This window comes from Paenarthrobacter sp. NCHU4564 (genome assembly GCF_052156435.1).
Classification (GTDB): domain Bacteria; phylum Actinomycetota; class Actinomycetes; order Actinomycetales; family Micrococcaceae; genus Arthrobacter.
Genome location: NZ_JBQLIS010000001.1, coordinates 441,848 through 459,173, shown reverse-complemented (window position 1 = coordinate 459,173; position 17,326 = coordinate 441,848). Strand labels below are relative to the sequence as shown.

Annotated in this window: 17 protein-coding genes; 10 read left to right on the top strand and 7 right to left on the bottom strand. The window is 64.1% G+C overall.

Annotation, left to right across the window (positions count from 1 at the left end):
• Nucleotides 1-30: 30 nt before the first annotated feature.
• Nucleotides 31-531: a flavin reductase family protein gene (locus ACSVIE_RS02095; RefSeq protein WP_426007008.1), complete on the bottom strand. Its 501-nt coding sequence runs from the start codon at nt 529-531 to the stop codon at nt 31-33.
• 133 nt (nt 532-664) lie between these two features.
• Between ACSVIE_RS02095 and ACSVIE_RS02090 the strand changes: the two genes are divergently transcribed.
• From ACSVIE_RS02090 to nrdR, 3 genes are all read left to right on the top strand, one after another.
• Nucleotides 665-1,198: a hypothetical protein gene (locus ACSVIE_RS02090; protein ID WP_426007009.1), complete on the top strand. Its 534-nt coding sequence runs from the start codon at nt 665-667 to the stop codon at nt 1,196-1,198.
• A 4-nt stretch (nt 1,199-1,202) separates the two neighbouring features.
• Nucleotides 1,203-2,567 carry a histidinol dehydrogenase gene (gene hisD, locus ACSVIE_RS02085; RefSeq protein WP_442422861.1) on the top strand — a complete coding sequence of 455 codons (1,365 nt, stop codon included), beginning with the start codon at nt 1,203-1,205 and terminating at the stop codon, nt 2,565-2,567.
• Between the two features lie 180 nt (nt 2,568-2,747).
• On the top strand, nt 2,748-3,251 hold the full coding sequence (nrdR, locus tag ACSVIE_RS02080) for a transcriptional regulator NrdR (protein ID WP_442422860.1): 504 nt from the start codon (nt 2,748-2,750) through the stop codon (nt 3,249-3,251).
• A gap of 61 nt (nt 3,252-3,312) precedes the next feature.
• On the opposite strand, the gene ppgK is transcribed toward nrdR, so the two are convergent.
• Together ppgK and map are read right to left on the bottom strand one after the other, a co-directional pair.
• A complete protein-coding gene (gene ppgK / locus ACSVIE_RS02075; protein WP_442422859.1) occupies nt 3,313-4,116 on the bottom strand; it encodes a polyphosphate--glucose phosphotransferase in 804 nt (267 codons plus the stop codon).
• Nucleotides 4,117-4,188: 72 nt separating this feature from the next.
• Complete coding sequence (gene map, locus ACSVIE_RS02070; RefSeq protein ID WP_442422858.1) at nt 4,189-5,067, bottom strand: type I methionyl aminopeptidase; 879 nt, start codon at nt 5,065-5,067, stop codon at nt 4,189-4,191.
• Nucleotides 5,068-5,172: 105 nt separating this feature from the next.
• Between map and ACSVIE_RS02065 the strand changes: the two genes are divergently transcribed.
• Nucleotides 5,173-5,337 (top strand): SPOR domain-containing protein, encoded by a 165-nt coding sequence (locus tag ACSVIE_RS02065; RefSeq protein ID WP_426007017.1) that lies wholly within the window; start codon nt 5,173-5,175, stop codon nt 5,335-5,337.
• Here the strand turns inward: ACSVIE_RS02065 and panB are convergent.
• Nucleotides 5,334-6,239: a 3-methyl-2-oxobutanoate hydroxymethyltransferase gene (panB, locus tag ACSVIE_RS02060; protein ID WP_426007019.1), complete on the bottom strand. Its 906-nt coding sequence runs from the start codon at nt 6,237-6,239 to the stop codon at nt 5,334-5,336. The genes ACSVIE_RS02065 and panB overlap by 4 nt on opposite strands.
• 188 nt (nt 6,240-6,427) lie before the next feature.
• Between panB and glnA (ACSVIE_RS02055) the strand changes: the two genes are divergently transcribed.
• Nucleotides 6,428-7,768 carry a type I glutamate--ammonia ligase gene (gene glnA / locus ACSVIE_RS02055; RefSeq protein WP_426007021.1) on the top strand — a complete coding sequence of 447 codons (1,341 nt, stop codon included), beginning with the start codon at nt 6,428-6,430 and terminating at the stop codon, nt 7,766-7,768.
• Nucleotides 7,769-7,776: 8 nt separating this feature from the next.
• The gene (locus ACSVIE_RS02050; protein ID WP_442422857.1) at nt 7,777-10,788 is read left to right on the top strand and encodes a bifunctional [glutamine synthetase] adenylyltransferase/[glutamine synthetase]-adenylyl-L-tyrosine phosphorylase; all 3,012 of its coding nucleotides are present in this window, start codon (nt 7,777-7,779) and stop codon (nt 10,786-10,788) included.
• A 10-nt stretch (nt 10,789-10,798) separates the two neighbouring features.
• Here ACSVIE_RS02050 and ACSVIE_RS02045 read toward each other — a convergent pair whose 3' ends face one another.
• Entirely contained in the window at nt 10,799-12,295 is a 1,497-nt protein-coding gene (locus ACSVIE_RS02045; protein WP_442422856.1) for an arylsulfatase, read from the bottom strand.
• Between the two features lie 115 nt (nt 12,296-12,410).
• On the opposite strand from ACSVIE_RS02045, the gene ACSVIE_RS02040 reads away from it, so the two are divergent.
• The 3 genes from ACSVIE_RS02040 (at nt 12,411) to ACSVIE_RS02030 (ending at nt 14,115) form a co-directional block, all read left to right on the top strand.
• Nucleotides 12,411-12,947: a GNAT family N-acetyltransferase gene (locus ACSVIE_RS02040; protein ID WP_442422855.1), complete on the top strand. Its 537-nt coding sequence runs from the start codon at nt 12,411-12,413 to the stop codon at nt 12,945-12,947.
• A 32-nt stretch (nt 12,948-12,979) separates the two neighbouring features.
• A complete protein-coding gene (locus ACSVIE_RS02035; RefSeq protein WP_442422854.1) occupies nt 12,980-13,195 on the top strand; it encodes an AsnC family protein in 216 nt (71 codons plus the stop codon).
• 566 nt (nt 13,196-13,761) lie between these two features.
• Entirely contained in the window at nt 13,762-14,115 is a 354-nt protein-coding gene (locus ACSVIE_RS02030; protein ID WP_442422853.1) for a hypothetical protein, read from the top strand.
• A 137-nt stretch (nt 14,116-14,252) separates the two neighbouring features.
• On the opposite strand, the gene glnA (ACSVIE_RS02025) is transcribed toward ACSVIE_RS02030, so the two are convergent.
• The gene (gene glnA, locus ACSVIE_RS02025; RefSeq protein WP_426007031.1) at nt 14,253-15,677 is read right to left on the bottom strand and encodes a type I glutamate--ammonia ligase; all 1,425 of its coding nucleotides are present in this window, start codon (nt 15,675-15,677) and stop codon (nt 14,253-14,255) included.
• Between the two features lie 301 nt (nt 15,678-15,978).
• Between glnA (ACSVIE_RS02025) and ACSVIE_RS02020 the strand changes: the two genes are divergently transcribed.
• Nucleotides 15,979-16,416 (top strand): RDD family protein, encoded by a 438-nt coding sequence (locus ACSVIE_RS02020; RefSeq protein WP_426007033.1) that lies wholly within the window; start codon nt 15,979-15,981, stop codon nt 16,414-16,416.
• Between the two features lie 106 nt (nt 16,417-16,522).
• On the opposite strand, the gene ACSVIE_RS02015 is transcribed toward ACSVIE_RS02020, so the two are convergent.
• Nucleotides 16,523-17,284: a DUF4191 domain-containing protein gene (locus tag ACSVIE_RS02015; RefSeq protein ID WP_426007035.1), complete on the bottom strand. Its 762-nt coding sequence runs from the start codon at nt 17,282-17,284 to the stop codon at nt 16,523-16,525.
• Nucleotides 17,285-17,326: the final 42 nt, after the last annotated feature.

Below are 17,326 nucleotides of genomic sequence, written 5' to 3'. Positions count from 1 at the left end.
CCGGGCGGTACACCGGCCGGCCCCGTGTGGTCAGATCTCGTAGTCCAGGGGCGCGGGCTGGCTGTAGGCGCCGCTGTGGTACAGCAGGGGAGCGGCAACGCCTCCAACCTGGCCACCCACCACTTCAACCACCACCACGGCGTTGTTCTCGAACGATAGCCGCATCTGGATTTTGCCCACCAGCCACCCGGCCACATCCTTCAGGATGGGGACGCCGTGCGGCCCTGGCTCCCAGTGGTCGCCGTCGAAGCGGTCCCGCGTGCGGGCGAACCGGTCGGCCAGGGCCTGGTTCTCCGACCCCAGCATGTGGACCCCGATGTACTGGGCATTCGCCACTGCGGGCCAGGAGCTGGAGCTTCGCGCCATGTTGAAAGTGAAGCGTGGCGGTTCCGCGGAGAGCGACGCGACGGATGTGGCGGTGAAACCGAAGGGGTGGCCGTCATGGTTGGCCGTGATGATGGCCACCCCGGCAGCATGGCGGCGGAACATTTCCCTGAACGTCTGCTGGAAACCGGGTGTTTCGCTGTCCACGGGTGACCTCCTGGGCGTGGGGCGGCAATCGCGCGTCTTTCGGCAATCGCGCGTCTTTCAACCAGCGTATGCCTCGAAGGGACGTCGCTGCGCATTTTCCCGTGGGCACGTAAACCTTTGTTAATGTGGGGTGATGACCGAGTCCGTAGCCCCCGCTGCCCACACCTTCGATTCCAAACAGCGGTGGGGAAGGCTTCGCTCCAAGGACATGTTGTGGCTCGTGGTCCAAGCCGCGGCAGGAGTCATGGCAGGCTTGCTGTGGTGGGTTCTTGCCCCGGGTGGACTGAATCTGGTGTCCGGAAACCCTGACCTGGGCAACCCATCGAATCCCGACTCCTGGCTGCCCCGGGATCTGGTCCTGGCCGGCCTCATGTTGGTGGCCGGGTGTGCAGCCGGACTCACCCTGGATGGAAAGCTGGAGGGCCAAGGCGCAGGACGACGGTTCGGATTTGCGGTGGCCGGTGGTGCCGCCGGTGCGGTGCTTGCATGGTTGACGGGGCTGCTGGCCGCCGTGGTGTGGGGCGTCGCTCCAGACCCTGCCCTCGGAGCCGAGTATGGGTTCACGCTCAGGTCGTACGCCGTTCTTCCGTTGTGGCCCGGTGCCGTGGCCTTCGTGACGTTCGTCCTGGCGTTGTTCGGGGTTCTTACGGGTAAACCCGTAAAATAGCGGCGTGACTCTTTCTTCGGACACTTCCGTTCCTGCCGCATCGTCCCTGGATTTCCGCAGCATCGATTTCCGTGGACGCCACCTTTCGCTGGCCGAACTGCGCGCCGCAGTTCCCCGGGCGAAGCATCAAACGATGGCGGATGCCGAAAGCAAGGTCCTGGACATCATCGCCGATGTCCGCAACCGCGGCTTCGCAGCCCTCACCGACCTCGCCAGGAAGTTCGACGGCGTTGACCAGTCGCACCCGCGGGTCCCCGCAGAGGCACTCGCCGAAGCCCTGGCCGGGATCGATCCGGAGGTGCGGGCAGCGTTGGAGGAGTCCATCAAGCGTGCCCGGCAGTTTGCTGAACGCCAGCGCCCTGCGAATGTTGAGGTGCCGCTGGCAGACGGGGCCGCCGTCAGCCAGAATTGGATTCCCGTGGGCCGGGTCGGCCTGTATGTCCCTGGCGGTTTGGCGCCGCTGGCATCCTCGGTCATCATGAACGTCGTTCCGGCCGTGGCTGCCGGCGTTGAGTCGATTGCGCTGGCGTCCCCGCCGCAGAAGGAATGGGGTGGCCTGCCGCACCCGACGATCCTGGCCGCTGCAGCCCTGCTGGGAATCGACGAGGTTTACGCTATTGGCGGTGCCCAGGCGATTGGCTCGTTCGCCTACGGCGTTCCCGGGTCACAGGACGGGCTTCCCATCGAGCCGGTTGATGTGGTCACCGGCCCGGGGAACATCTTTGTGGCAACGGCCAAGCGATTGGTCAAGGGCGTGGTGGGCATCGACTCGGAGGCCGGGACCACCGAAATCGCCATTCTTGCCGATTCCACAGCCAAGCCCGCTCTGGTGGCGGCAGACCTGATCAGCCAGGCGGAGCACGATCCCAAGGCGGCCTCCGTCCTGGTGACGGACTCCGGGGACCTGGCGGACGCCGTCGTGGATGAACTCCGGCGGCAGGCAGCGGCCACCAGGCACAGCGCGCGTGTCTTGGAAGCGCTGTCGGGTCCGCAATCGGGTGTTGTCCTGGTTGATGACCTGGAACAGGGAATCGCCGTGTGCAATGCCTACGCGGCAGAACACCTGGAGATCATGACCGCGGACGCCGCGGCGGTGGCCGCACGCATCCGCAATGCCGGCGCCATTTTTGTCGGCGACTACAGCCCGGTGAGCCTGGGCGACTACTGCGCCGGTTCCAACCATGTGCTGCCCACGAGTGGCACGGCCGCTTTTTCTTCCGGCCTCAACGTCACCACGTTCCTGCGGGCGGTACAGGTCATCAACTACGACCGCGCTGCGCTGGAGGAGGTCAGCGGCCACATCGTGAGTTTGGCCGGGGCTGAGGATCTGCCGGGACACGGTGATGCCGTGAGGATCCGCTTCGCCTAGGCGATCACCAGGTGCAACCACTACATGTGCGGGTAGCCACCACTACATGTAGTAGTTACACGCTTGTCATTAGCTGGATGCCAACCGTAAACTGGTGCCGGAAGTAAAAATCCGGCACCATTTGCGTTCGTGGACCCCAGCGGGTGCGGACACACCGGAACAGTTTCAGGGAGGCCCAGCGTGTATTGTCCGTTTTGCCGGAATCCTGACTCACGCGTGGTGGACAGCCGGATGGCCGACGACGGTTCTTCCATCAGGCGCCGCCGCCAATGTCCCGAATGTGGTCGCCGCTTCACCACCGTGGAAACCACCAGCCTCTCCGTGATCAAACGCTCAGGGGTGGGGGAGCCCTTCAGCCGCATCAAGGTCATCAGCGGAGTCCGGAAGGCATGCCAGGGACGCCCGGTCACCGAGGACGATCTCGCCATGCTGGCGCAGGAAGTCGAGGAGAATATCCGCTCCTCCGGGGCAGCCGAAATCGACGCCCATGAGGTAGGACTCGCGATCCTTGGCCCCCTGCGCAAGTTGGACGAGGTCGCCTACCTGCGTTTCGCCAGTGTCTACCAGGCTTTTGAGTCACTGGAGGACTTCGAGTCCGCCATTGCGCTGCTGCGCCAGGAAGCCGGCGCGCAGGCCACAGCCGGGGCCACGGAAGCCAAGGGCTCCGAGAGAAGCCAGCTCTAGCCTGGTGGCGGCAGCGGAGGGGAAGCCGCGGCCGCCACCGTCATATCAGTGGCTGTGTCCCTTACTTGGCGAGGTTGTGATGCAGCGCCACTTCCAGTGCGGCGCCCACAATGCCCGCGTCGTTCTTGAGCTTGGCGGTGACAATGGGTGTCCGCAGCTGCAAGTGCGGGAAATACTCGTCGGAGCGCTTGGAGATTCCCCCTCCGATGATGAACAGCTCGGGGGAAAACAGGAACTCAACGTGCTGCAGGTAGCGGTTGAGGAGGACTCCGTACTCATCCCAGCTCAGGCCATCACGTTCACGGGCCACTGCTGAGGCCTTGGTCTCGGCATCGAATCCGTCAATCTCCAGGTGGCCGAGTTCGGCATTGGGAACCAGCTGGCCATTGAAGATGAAGGCAGAACCGATGCCGGTTCCCAACGTGATGACCAGCACGGTGCCGTCGACGCCTTCCCCGGCGCCGTAGCGGGCCTCGGCGAGGCCGGCGGCATCGGCGTCGTTGATGACCTCGACGGGCCGGCCCAGCCGCTCGGTGAACTTCTTGTCGATGTTCGTTGCCAGCCATGATTTGTCGACATTGGCTGCAGAGTTGACCACGCCGTGCTGGATGATACCCGGGAACGTCACACCTACGGGCGAGTCGGCGGCCGGGGCCTCAGGGCGGAGGGAGAGTTCCTCCACGATCTGGGCCACCACGTCCGCTACAGCTTCCGGAGTGGCCGGCTGGGGCGTGGGGACGCGGAAGCGGTCGCCGATCAGCTTGCCCTTTTTCAGGTCGACAATGCCGCCCTTGATGCCGGTGCCGCCGATGTCGATGCCGATCAGCGGGGCGTTCTTGTGGGTCTTCTCATCCTTTTTGGACAATGCAGTTTTCCGTTCATGGCAGGAGGGGTGAACATGGCGCAGCTTGCAGCTGCGGTGGACCTTCCGGAGAGTTCAAGGAAGGGTCAGGATTTCCGCGCCGGTCTCGGTGACCAGCAAGGTGTGTTCGAATTGGGCCGTTCGTTTGTGGTCCCTGGTGACGACCGTCCAGTCGTCCTCCCACATGTCCCATTCGATGGTGCCAAGGGTCAGCATGGGTTCGATGGTGAAGACCATGCCTGCCTCGATCACGGTGTTGTACGCCGGGGCTGCGTCGTAATGCGGAATGATGAGGCCGGTATGGAAGGCCTCGCCGACACCGTGTCCCGTGAAATCCCGTACCACGCCGTAGCCGAAGCGTTTGGCGTAGGACTGGATGGCACGGCCGATGACGTTGATCTCGCGGCCCGGGGCCACGGCCTTGATGGCCCGGTTGAGCGACTCCTGCGTACGCTCAACCAGAAGACGGGACTCTTCGTCCACGTCGCCCACCAGGAAAGTGTAGTTGGTGTCTCCGTGCACCCCGTCGATGAAGGCGGTGATGTCGATGTTCAGGATGTCGCCGTCCTGGATCACCGTGGAGTCGGGGATGCCGTGGCAAATGACCTCGTTCAAGGACGAGCACAGGGATTTGGGGAAACCCCTGTAGCCGAGGGTGGAGGGATAGGCGTTGTGGTCCAGGAGGAACTCGTGGCCGATCCGGTCCAGATGGTCCGTGGTAACACCGGGTTGGATGTGTTGTCCGACCTCCACGATGGCCTGGGCAGCAATACGGGAGGCCACACGGATCTTCTCGATGGTCTCCGGCGACTTGACCTCGGAGCCGGTGAATTTGGCAGGCGCCTTCTTGCCCACGTACTCAGGGCGGGGGATCGACGCCGGTACCGGCCGCTGCGGGCTGATGGTTCCGGGCGTGAGCGTGCCGATGGGTGCAGTGGAAGCAAGAGAAGGCATAGATTGATCATATAAGGCACTCAAGAGACGCAAGTAACAATGCGGGCCGGCCGTTGCGTGGCTCCGCGAACGTTACGGGCCGGCCCCGAAGACCGAGGAGGAGACGTGACGGAGTACTGGTACAACGTCAGGACGCACGAGATCGAAGAGGACGCGATGTCGGACTGGTCCCAGTTGATTGGCCCGTACAAGACCAGGGAGGAAGCCGAACATGCCCTGGAGAAGGTCCGGCAGCGCAATGAGGCCTGGGAAGCCCAGGACGACGACTAGAAGGAGTGCTCCGGACCAGGGAACTGCCCGGAGCGCACATCTTCACGGTAGGCTGCGGCAGCGTCGGTCAACGTGGTCCGGAGATCGGCGTACTGCTTGACGAACCTGGCCATCTTTCCGCCGCGCAATCCCGCCATGTCCTGCCATACCAGCACCTGGCCCGTTGTCCCCCTGCCGGCCCCGATGCCCACGGTCGGGACGCGGAGCGCTGCGTCAACGGCCGCCGCCGTCTCCGCCGGAACCATTTCCATCAACACGCTGAAAGCGCCGGCTTCCTGGAGGGCGAGGGCATCATCGATGAGCCGCTGCGCGTCGTCACCGCGGCCCTGGACACGGTAGCCGCCCAGGGAGTGTTCGCTTTGCGGGGTGAAGCCGATGTGCGCCATGACAGGGATGCCGGCCTGGACCATCGCCTTGACAGTCCCGGCGTAGTAGGCGCTGCCTTCGATTTTCACGGCATGGGCAAGGCCTTCCTTGAGGAACCGCACGCCGCTGGCGACCGCCTGCTGGGGCGAGACTTCATAACTGCCGAACGGCAGGTCGGCCACGATCAGTGATCTTCTGGCTGACCGGCTGACCGCGCGGCACAGCGGGAGGAGCTCGTCCACGGTGACAGGAAGGCTTGTCTCGTTGCCAAAGACGTTGTTGGAGGCGGAGTCGCCCACCAGGAGGACTTCTATTCCTGCCTGGTCGAAGATTTCGGCCGTGTACTGTTCGTAGGCGGTGAGCATGGCAAAGCGTGTTCCGTTGTCTTTGGCCTGCTGGAGGTGGTGGATACGGACCCGACCGCCCGGCTTGGCGCCCCCGGCCGCAGGTGCCGGCGTGGCAGGAGAAGGGCCCGTGCCGTACGGTGCGGAAACCTCGGCGGGCGTGCTGGACTCAGGAAAGTTGCTCGGGGCCATGGATAGAGCCTAAGCCGTGCCGCGGACCGCTGCCAGCAGTGTGCCAGGCGTCACTGTTTGTAAACGCTGTGTTACGCGGCCCTCCTGCGGCGGCATTCCACGGGAATGCTTAGTAGAGTGAAGGCTGAGCTGCCGTGGCTTTCGGAGAAGGGACCTGCGGCGTGGACACCAACCGGAAATGAGGCCCCATGGACCGCCAGCAAGAGTTCGTTCTGCGGACGATCGAAGAGCGCGACGTGCGCTTCGTGCGCTTGTGGTTCACCGACGTCGTGGGGTCGCTGAAGTCCGTGGCACTGGCGCCGGCCGAAGTCGAAGGGGCCTTTGAGGAAGGCCTGGGCTTTGACGGTTCCGCGATCGAGGGCCTGGCCCGTGTCTTCGAGTCCGATATGCTTGCGCAGCCGGATCCGTCCACCTTCCAGATCCTGCCGTGGCGCGGTGAAACGGAGCAGACCTCACGGATGTTCTGCGATGTGCTGACTCCTGACGGTGAACCGTCTGCTGCCGACCCGCGCAATGTCCTCAAGAGGACCCTTGCCAAGGCCGCAGACATGGGATTTACCTGCTACACCCACCCTGAGATCGAGTTCTACCTGCTCAAGTCCAAGGATCTGGGCCCCGACGGTGCTCCCGTTCCGGTGGATGAGGGCGGGTACTTCGATCACGTCCCTGGCGGCGTGGCCCAGGACTTCCGCCGTACGGCCGTTACCATGCTCGAATCCGTGGGCATCTCCGTGGAGTTCAGCCACCATGAGGGTGGACCGGGCCAGAACGAGATCGACCTCCGTTACGCCGATGCCCTGCAGACGGCGGACAACATCATGACGTTCCGCACCGTTATCAAGGAAGTCGCCCTGCAGCAGGGGACGTACGCCACCTTCATGCCCAAGCCGTTTACGGACCACCCGGGCTCGGGCATGCACACGCACTTTTCCCTTTTCGAAGGCGACACCAATGCCTTCTTCGAAGCCGGTGCTGAATTCCAGCTGTCCAAGACCGCCCGCCAGTTCATTGCCGGCATCCTCCGGCACGCCCCGGAATTCACGGCCGTGACCAACCAGTTCGTGAACTCGTACAAGCGGCTGTGGGGCGGCGGCGAGGCTCCGAGCTACCTGAGCTGGGGGCACAACAACCGCTCTGCCCTGGTGCGGGTGCCGCTGTACAAGCCCGGCAAGGGCCAGTCGGCGAGGATCGAATACCGGGGCATCGACTCCGCCACCAACCCGTACCTGGCCTATGCCGTCCTCCTGGGCGCCGGCTTGAAGGGCATCGAGGAAGGCTACGATCTCCCGGCGGCTGCGGAGGACGACGTCTGGTCGCTGACCACCGCGGAGCGCAAGGCCATGGGCCACGCCCCGCTGCCTGCGAGCCTGCACGACGCCATCCGTGCCATGGAGGAGTCCGACCTCGTGGCGGAGATCCTGGGTGAGCAGGTCTTCGAGCACTTCCTGCGCAACAAGCGTGCGGAGTGGCAGGATTACCGTCTCCAGGTCACGCCTTACGAGCTGCAGCGCAACCTCGGCATCCTGTAGGAGCATCAGTGAGCCTGGCACGTCGGCTCATCGCGGCCGGTTTCAGCGACCTTGAAAAGGCCGAACGCTTCCTCGCTGCCCGTGAACTGGACGGCATGGACCAGGAAGCGCTTTTCGCGGGCCTGTCACTGGCCGCCAGTCCCGACACCGCCCTGCAGTCGCTGGTCCGGCTGATCGAGAAAAAACCCGGGCTCGCGGCGCTGGCTGCTGCCGACCTGGATTCCAGTGAGCCGCTGTACCGGCTCCTCGGTGCATCAGAGGCGCTGGGGGAGTTCCTCATCCGCAGGCCCGAGCATCTGGATGTATTCGATGCCAAGGTCAGTCCGGAGCCGTTGCCGGCCTCCAGCGAGGAACTCCGCGCGTCCTTGCTGCGTTCGGTGAAGGCCGAACCCGGGGCTCAGCGTCCAGTGGCCGGGCTGACCGGAGCTCCGGCCTATGCCGCACTCCGGACAGCGTACCGGCGGGGCCTGACGCAACTGGCCATCAAGGACCTCTGTGCCGCATCGCCGCAGGATTTCATGCCTTCCGTGGGCGCGGAACTCGCGGACCTCGCCGGTGCAGCGATCGAGGCAGCCCTGGCCGTCTCCCGGGCTGAAGCGGCAGCGCAGTTCGAAGCATCGGAGGTTGCCGCCGTCGGGCTTGCCGTCATTGGCATGGGCAAGTGCGGCGCCCGTGAGCTGAACTATATTTCCGACGTCGATGTCATTTACGTGATTGAAGCCGAAGACCTCGACGATGCACGCGCAGCAACCATCGGCACCGCGCTGGCCTCGGGCATCTCGAGGGCCATCTCATCCCCGGCGCCGGAGCCGGGGCTGTGGGAAGTCGACGCGAACCTCCGCCCGGAAGGCAAGTCGGGACCCTTGGTTCGGACCCTCGCCTCGCACTTGAGCTACTACGACCGCTGGGCTGACAGCTGGGAGTTCCAGGCGCTCCTCAAAGCGCGGACCATTGCGGGGGATCGGGAGCTGGGCTTCCGGTACGGGAAAGCGGTGGAGCCGTTGGTGTGGGCCTCGGCCGGACGTGACGGTTTTGTCGAATCGGTCCAGGCAATGCGCCGCCGGGTCACCGAACACATTCCTGCGGCCGAGGAGCAGCGGCAGATCAAACTTGGCAGGGGCGGCCTGCGGGACGTCGAATTCACCGTCCAGTTGCTGCAGTTGGTCCACGGCAAGTCCGACGAGTCGCTGCGGTGCCGCGACACGACGTCCGCGATCGCTGCGCTGTCAGCCGGGGGTTACATCGGGCGCACCGACGCGGCAGCTTTCGACGGCGCCTACCGGTACCTCAGGTTGCTGGAGCACCGCATCCAGTTGTTCCAGCTGCGCAGGACCCACCTCATGCCGGAGTCGGAAGATGCCCAGCGGTTCCTGGCCAAAGCAGTCCTGGGGCCTTTTTCGCTGGAGCGTCCAACGCCGGACCAACTGATCGGCACCTGGCAGAAAACCAAGCGGTCCGTGCGGGAGCTCCATGAGCGCATCTTCTACCGGCCGCTGCTGAACACTGCCGCCAAGCTGAGCAGCGAGGACGCGAGGTTGAGCCCCGAGGCCGCCCAGGGCCGCCTTGCGGCGCTGGGCTACCTCGACCCCCAGGGCGCCATGCGGCACATCGAGGCGTTGACGGCCGGCGTGAGCAGGCGTGCTGCGCTCCAACGGCAGTTGCTGCCGATCCTCCTTGGCTGGCTGGCTGAGGGTGTTGATCCCGACGCCGGACTGCTCGCCTTCCGCCGTGTCAGCGAAGCCCTGGGCACGACGCACTGGTATCTGGGCATGCTCCGGGATTCGCAGGCTGCCGCTGAACGGTTGTGCCAGGTGTTATCCAATTCCAGGCTGATCTCGGACCTGCTGGAGGTTTCCCCCGAATCGGTGGCCTGGCTGGGCAGCGACAAGGACCTGGTGCCCATCGGTTTTACGGCCCAGTGGCAGGAAATCCAGTCCAAGCTGTCGCGTCACCCGGATCCGGAAAGCGCCATGCGGCTCATCCGTCTGATCCGGCGGCGCGAGATCCTCAGGACAGCCATTGCGGACAGCGCCGGCCTGCTCGACCAGGAAGCTGTTGGCCTGGCGCTGGCGGAGGCCGATCGTGCGGCTGTTCTCGGTGCCCTCCATGTGGCTGAGGGGATCGCCGCGCAGTCCGGTCCCTTGAAAACGGACGTCCTGGTGGTGGCCATGGGCCGCCAGGGTGGCCGGGAGATCGGGTACGGATCGGACGCCGATGTCATGTACGTGCACCAGGCCAGGGAGGGCTTCAGCGACGCGGAGGCCCAGGAACAGGCTGCGGCCATCGTCGCCAAGGTGTCCAGCCTCCTGACCCAGCCCTTGAAGCCGGCGATCATGGCCGAGCGGGTGCTCATGGTGGACGCAGACCTGCGGCCTGAGGGCAAGAACGGTGCCATGGTCCGTTCCCTGGAGTCCTACGCTGAGTACTACCGCCGGTGGTCCTTGATCTGGGAAGCCCAGGCCCTGCTTCGGGCCCGGCCCATGGCGGGCTCGGATGAACTGGCGGCCGGCTTCCTGGAACTGATTGACCCGATCCGCTATCCCCGGGACCTGTCACCACAGGATGTCCGGGAAATCCGGCGCATCAAGGCGCGCGTTGAATCCGAGCGGTTGCCGCGGGGTGCGGACCCGGCCAGGCACGTAAAGCTTGGTCGTGGTGGCTTGAGTGATGTCGAATGGCTCGTCCAGTTGCTGCAGCTGCAGCATGCGGACAAGCACCCGGAACTGCGGACAACGTCCACGCTGGCGGCGCTGGCGGCTGCCGAAGAGCTTGGCTTTCTGGACAGGAACGACGCCGGCCTGCTGCGTCAGGCGTGGCGGCTCGCCAGCCGCGTCCGGTCGGCCAACGTCATTGCGACGGGGCGCGCATCGGACGTCCTGCCGTCCTCGCGGAAGGACCTCGAGGCGGTAGCGCGCTGGTGCGGTTACCCGCCCGGCGCGGCGGGCCGGTTCGAGGAGGACTACCTGCGCCTCAGCCGCCATGCCCGCGCCGTCTTCGAACGTCGGTTCTACGACGCCTGAGCCGCGGCGTTCAGGCGTCGGCGGCTGCGCTGGCGTTGGCCTTGAGGGTGGCGCGGGTATGCCGCAGCATGGTCACCACCGGCCTGCCTGCGGTGAGCCTGCCGTCCACCACGAAGCCCTCCTCCCTGTCCCGGAGGACCTCCACCATGCGCTGCCTCCAGCGGTCCATGTCAACGGCGTGGGATGCTTGCCCGGCGAGGTTGTTGCATTCCCGGGGGTCGTCGTCGAGGTTGAACAGTTCTTCCGTGCCACGGCCGGAACCCCAGATATATTTATGGTGCCCATCGGTCAGCCAGTGGAGGTTCTGGCCCCAGTACACGTGCTCGCCATGGAGGTATTCGCGGACCGGCCCGGTGCTGGTGCCCCGGACGATCGGGGCGAGTGACTTACCGTCCACGGTTTCCGGGATGGGCAGGCCGGCCAGATCGAGGAGCGTGGGCATGATGTCGCGCAACTCAGCCACGTGGTCCACCACGGCACCGCGGACTGAACCGCGCCTGGACGCTGCATCGGCAATGATGAACGGCACCCTGGCCGAACCTTCATAAGGAACTGCTTTCCGGAACATGTGGTGGTCGCCCATCATCTCCCCGTGGTCGCTGGTGAAGGCGAACACCGTGTCCTCATGAAGCCCGTAGTCGGCCAGTGCCTCCTTGATCCTGTTGACCTGCAGGTCTATCTGGGCCATCAGACCGTAGTATCCGGCCCGGGCGCGGTGGACCACCCTGTCCGGTATCATTCCGTGGCTCGCCTGGTAATCGCCATCCTGCCGGAATTCATTCCAATGATGTTCCCAATTGCCTTCCACCGGTTTGTAGTCCGGGATGCCGAGGTACTGGTCGAAAGCCCACGACGGTGGATCGTAGGGTGGGTGCGGTCGGTGGAAGGAGAGGTAGAGGAAGAAGGGCTTCACGGGGTCCCGGCGCTGCATCCATTCGATGGCCTGCGTCCCGATCCAATGGCTCGGGTGCAGGTGCTCGGGCTTGTCCCATGGCCTGGCCACCAGGGAATTGCAGTTGATGCCGTGGTCGAAGTACTCGGCGTCCGGGCCTCCGCCAGGTTGGCGCCTCAGCCACGGAACGTAGTCATCGAACATGGCGAAATGTTGTCTGTGCGTTTGCCTGGCATGGTGCAGGTAGCCGTCGTGGAGGATGACGTCGTCGAATCCGAGCCGGGACCGTTCAGGCCATACGTGCATCTTGCCGATGGCCTGGGTGTGGTACCCGGCTTTCCTGAACTCGCCCTGGATGGTGACGGGATGGGCAACGTGGAAGGGAACGCCGTCCTGGTACCCGACCCTGCCATGCCGCTCCTGGGACTGGCCGGTGAAGAGGGCTGCCCTGGCAGGTACGCAGGAGGGCGTGGCCGAGTAGCCCTTCGTAAAGCGGACGCCGTTCCTGGCCAGGTCGTCCAAATGCGGAGTCTCCACAGAGGGGTGGCCGGCAGCCGAAAGGCAGTCACCCCGCCACTCGTCGACGCAGATCAAAATAACGTTAGGCTGGGGCATCGGGTGGTTCCTCGGGTTGTAGGGAACTTTGGTCCATACCCTACTGTCAGGAGAGCTCGGAGTGCGTGATTATGACGCAAACAGTGGTGTTTCGCGCGTTCAGGATCATACTCATGTGTGGCTGATTCCCCTGAAGCTCCTTGATGACGACGCCCGGGCGGTGCAGTTGGGAACTGTCGCAGGCTTGGCGATAGCTGCGGCACAGCAGGAATTCGTCGGAGAGCCGCTGCGGATGATGATGGCCGGGCTGGAGGATGCCAGCCGGTACCCCTACGTCATTGAGGCCAACGGGAAAGGGGCAGGAGTGATGACCCTCCAGGCCGGTGCCGCATCACTGGCCGGCTGGGATGACGATGATTCCGCCTGGCTGCTCCGCGGCTTCCTCATCGACTCCCGGCTGCAAGGCAAGGGGATAGGAACGCTCGCAGCCGTGGCGGCAGTTGAGGAAGCGCGAAAGCTGACGGCGCGGCAGGGTGGCGGCCAGGCCGGCGTCGTACTTTCCGTCAACGAGCGCAATCCTGCCGCCCAGGCCGCTTACCGGAAGGCTGGATTTGTGGACACGGGTCGGTATCTGGGAGGGAAAGCAGGTCCGCAGCGGACCATGTTCAAGGCATTTGAGGGGCTTCCGGCACGAAGCGTCAACAATGGTTGACCCTCGAAAAAGGGTCAACTAGCGTTGACCCCATGGAGGTGGAACGTATGAAGACGCTGGTAGGGTCAATGGACGGAATGGGGCCGGCTGAGGCGTTGTACGCCGTAGCGGAACTGCAAAAGGAGGTAGGCCGGGCGGAAGCTTCGCTGGTTCGCGCAGCGAGGCAGGCAGGACTCTCCTGGGAAGCCATCGCAGTGTGTCTGGGCGTAAGCAAGCAGGCGGTGCATAAGAAATACGGGAAGCAGTAGGGCGACGCCGGCCGGGTCTGTTCCCCCGGGTGCCCGCGGGCTTACTATTCTCCCGTGACAATCAGGCTCGACCCGGAAGGCGCGGCCTTCTCAGACGCAGGCTGCTTTCGCTGTGCCCAGGCCGGGCCGCACTGGAGTTCCCGTCATGGCCGGGGTGACATTTTTGCGTGCCGCCGCTGCTTCGCTACATTCCCTGACACCGTTGCCGATCCCTCCGGCGCAGCTCCCGCGTCGCCGTTCGTGCCTCTTGAGACGACCGTTCCCTTGGGGGAAACCAAGTAGTCCCGCGGCTGGCCCCAGCGAAAAACGAGTACACATTACTCGTGTGTGTGATATGGACCACTGGGCACCATGGTCGGTATGACAGCCTATGTAGTTGAACCAGCCGCACTGATCCATCGCTGCCAGTGCTGTGGGGAGGAAACGGAGCAGGTGTTCTGCGCCGACTGCTCCTCCCCTGGCCGGCAGGAAGCAGTCCCCGTCACGGAACACTGACCCGCTCAACGAATCCATAAGTCTCCTTATAGACTCATTGTGTAGTTGTTCTCGATGAGAAGGGGAAGTTCATGGAATACAACGGAAGTCCGGCCGAAAAAGCCATTCCGGCCGGAGAGCTGGACCGGCGACATGTAGGCCAGACGGTGAGCTTTCAGCCCAACGACTTCACCGTGGTCTTCGGTACGATCGCGGGTATCGCGCGGACCGAGGCGCTGGTGTACCTGTCGTTGGACGGGGTTTCCGGCGGTACCCATTTGAAGGATGAGTACGACCTGACGGTCGACCACGACGTATACCTGCAACTCGATCCGCTCAGCAGCGCGGAAAAGGGCCTGGCGGACGCGGCCAAGGCTGTCCGGGAGAAGCTGGACGAGTTTGGCAGGAATATCCGGGACCGCGATCAGGCCAAGGACCAGGAGTAGCGGGTTCGCAGTCCTGCGGGAGTCCACCACGGCATGAACGAAAGGGCCGGGTTCCAGGTAACACCTGGAACCCGGCCCTTGTCTGTGCCGTTCAGCGTTTGCAGGTCCCCGTCAGACGGGCACCCGACCCGCGGATGCTAGACGCCGTAGTAGAGCTCGAACTCGTAGGGGTTCGGACGCAGCGACAGCGGCAGGATCTCGTTCTCGTACTTGTACTCGATCCAGGTGTCGATCAGGTCCTGGGTGAAGACGCCGCCGGCCTGCAGGAACTCGTTGTCCTCACGCAGGGCTTCGAGTGCTTCTTCCAGCGAACCCGGAGCCTTGGGGATGTCCTTGGCTTCCTCGGCCGGGAGCTCGTAGAGGTCCTTGTCGATCGGAGCCGGCGGTTCAATGCGGTTACGGATGCCGTCGATACCGGCCATCAGCTGGGCTGCGAAGGCGAGGTAGGGGTTGGACGAGGGGTCCGGTGCGCGGAACTCGATGCGCTTGGCCTTCGGGTTGGAACCGGTGATCGGGATACGGATACCGGCGGAGCGGTTACCCTGCGAGTAGACCATGTTGACCGGAGCTTCAAAACCCTTGACCAGGCGGCGGTACGAGTTGACCGTCGGGTTGGTGAAGGCCAGGACTGCCGAAGCGTGCTTCAGCAGGCCACCGATGTACCAGCGGGCGGTGTCGGAAAGGCCTGCGTAGCCCTTCTCGTCGTAGAACAGGGGGTCGCCGTTGTTCCAGAGCGACTGGTGGCAGTGCATGCCGGAGCCGTTGTCGCCGAAGACGGGCTTGGGCATGAAGGTGACCGACTTGCCCCAGGCGTCAGCGGTGTTCTTGATGACGTACTTGAACTTCTGGAGGTCGTCAGCAGCTGCGGTCAGCGTGGTGAACTTGTAGTTGATTTCAGCCTGGCCGGCGGAACCGACTTCGTGGTGGGAGCGCTCAACCTCAAGGCCGGCCTTGTCCAGCTCGACACACATGGCGTCACGGAGGTCGGCCTGCTTGTCCGTGGGGGACACCGGGAAGTAGCCACCCTTGACCGGGGTCTTGTAGCCGAGGTTGCCGCCCTCTTCCTTGCGGCCGGTGTTCCAGTGTGCTTCCTCGGAGTCGATCTTGTAGAAGCTGCCCTGCGGGGAGGACTCGTACTGGATGTTGTCGAAGACGAAGAATTCGGCTTCGGGAGCGAAGAACGCGGTGTCTGCGATGCCCGTGGAGGCCAGGTAGGCCTCTGCCTTCTCGGCTACGCCGCGGGGGTCGCGGTGGTACGGGTCGCCCGTGCGCGGGTTCACGATGGAGAAGTTCAGGGCCAGCGTCTTCTCGATGCGGAAGGTGTCGATGAAGGCGGAGGTGACATCCGGGATGAGCTGCATGTCGGATTCGGCGATGCCCTGGAAACCGCGGATGGAAGAGCCGTCGAAGAGCTGACCGTGCACGAAGAAGTCGAGGTCCACGCTCTTGGCCGGCACGTTGAAGTGCTGCTGGACGCCCGGAAGGTCGGTGAAGCGGATATCGACGAATTTGACGTCTTCGTCTTTGATGAACTGGAGGACTTCGTCCGCAGTCTTGAACATCTATGCTCCTTATGCATATCAAGTAACAGGCCCGGTAGGCCGCATGGGTCAGCCCAAGCCAAGGCCCGGAGACGCAAAAATCTCCCCTTGCCGCAGTGGCTGGCAACTCCTACCACCTTAGGGAGACGGCATTTCCCGGGAGTGTCAGTATTGTTTCGGGCAGGTTACAGAATCATCTGTTGTGTAAACGGTAGTTGGCTTGTTGGTGTCAGGTCCATGTGGGTCCACAGGCCGATCAACGCTGGACACGTCCCGTCCGCCGGACGAGGGCAGGCGGGGCAACAACCGCTAGGCTTAATGGGTGGTTGATCGCAAAGACATAGGCTCCTGGTTGAGCGGGCCGGACACGTCCGGCATTTCCAAGTATCCCGGCGAACGCCTTGGCCTGCCCGAGTCCGGACCGGGGTCCATGGCGCGGGCAGGGCGGCGGATCCTGGGCATCGTCATCGACTGGACCATTGCCCTGGTCATCAGCAATTTCGCGTTCGGCGGCAACCAATGGGCCACCCTCGCGGTTTTCGCCGCGGAACAGATCCTGCTTATCGGGACCCTCGGCTACAGCATCGGCCACAGGATTGCGGGCATCCACGTGGTGCGTCTCGGCGGCGGCCCGGCGGGTCCGTTGGCCGCGGTCGTCCGCACGTTGCTGTTATGCCTGGTCATACCGGCCGTCGTCTTCGATCCCGACCAGAGGGGCCTCCACGACAAAGCCATGAACACCATCCTGATCCGCCTCTGAAACCCGCCCAAGAGCGTGCAGCAGGAACGCGCGGCACGCAAAAATGCCTCCTATGCTCTGACGAAGAGCAAAGGAGGCATTTTCCTTTGGTACAGGAAGCCCGTGGTCAGCGTCCGCGTGCCGCCTTGCGGTCCGGACGTGCCTTGTAGGGATCGATGCCCTTGGGGATCGGGAGGCGGTTCCCCAGCGAGTTGATGCGCTTGGAAACGGCGTTGACCTCCACCTTGGTGAGCTCCTTCTTGAGCTTGCCCATGGTCCTTGCCAGTTGGTTCAGGGGAATCTGGCCCTCACCGCGGCCGGACTGCAGGACGTGGACCGTGACGTTGGGAAGGATGCGTGCCAAACGCTTCCGCTCGCCGTCAACCAGGCCCTTGACGCGGTGGGACGGTCCTTCGGTAACCAGAACGACGCCGGGACGGCCGATGGCCATGAAGACCGCATCCTGGGTGCGCGGGTTGACTGCCACCGGCTGGTCCTGCGTGATCCAACCGCGGCGGAGCGTGCCCAAAGCAGCGCCGGAGGCGCCGGGCTGGTTTTCGATTTGGGCGAAGGCCGCTTTCTCTGCCCGGCGGGACAGGATGAAGACGGCGGCCAGGAGGCCCAGCGGAATACCGATGATCAAGCCGGTGACCCAGTTCTCCAGCAGGAAACCGATCAGGAACGCCACAGCGACCACGGCCAGGAATGCCAGCACCATGATCCACACAACCTGCGGATCATTCCGCCGCGTCATCTTGAAGACTTCAGCGATCTGCTTCAGCTGGCTCGGCTTCTTGGCCTTGGCTTCCTTGGGCTTGCGTTGGAACAGCCCACGCTTGGGAGCGTCGGCAGAAGGTGTCGAATTGCTGGAATCAGGGGATTTCGCCATAGTGCCTTAATTCTACGTGATGTATGTCGAAGGACCGGACGC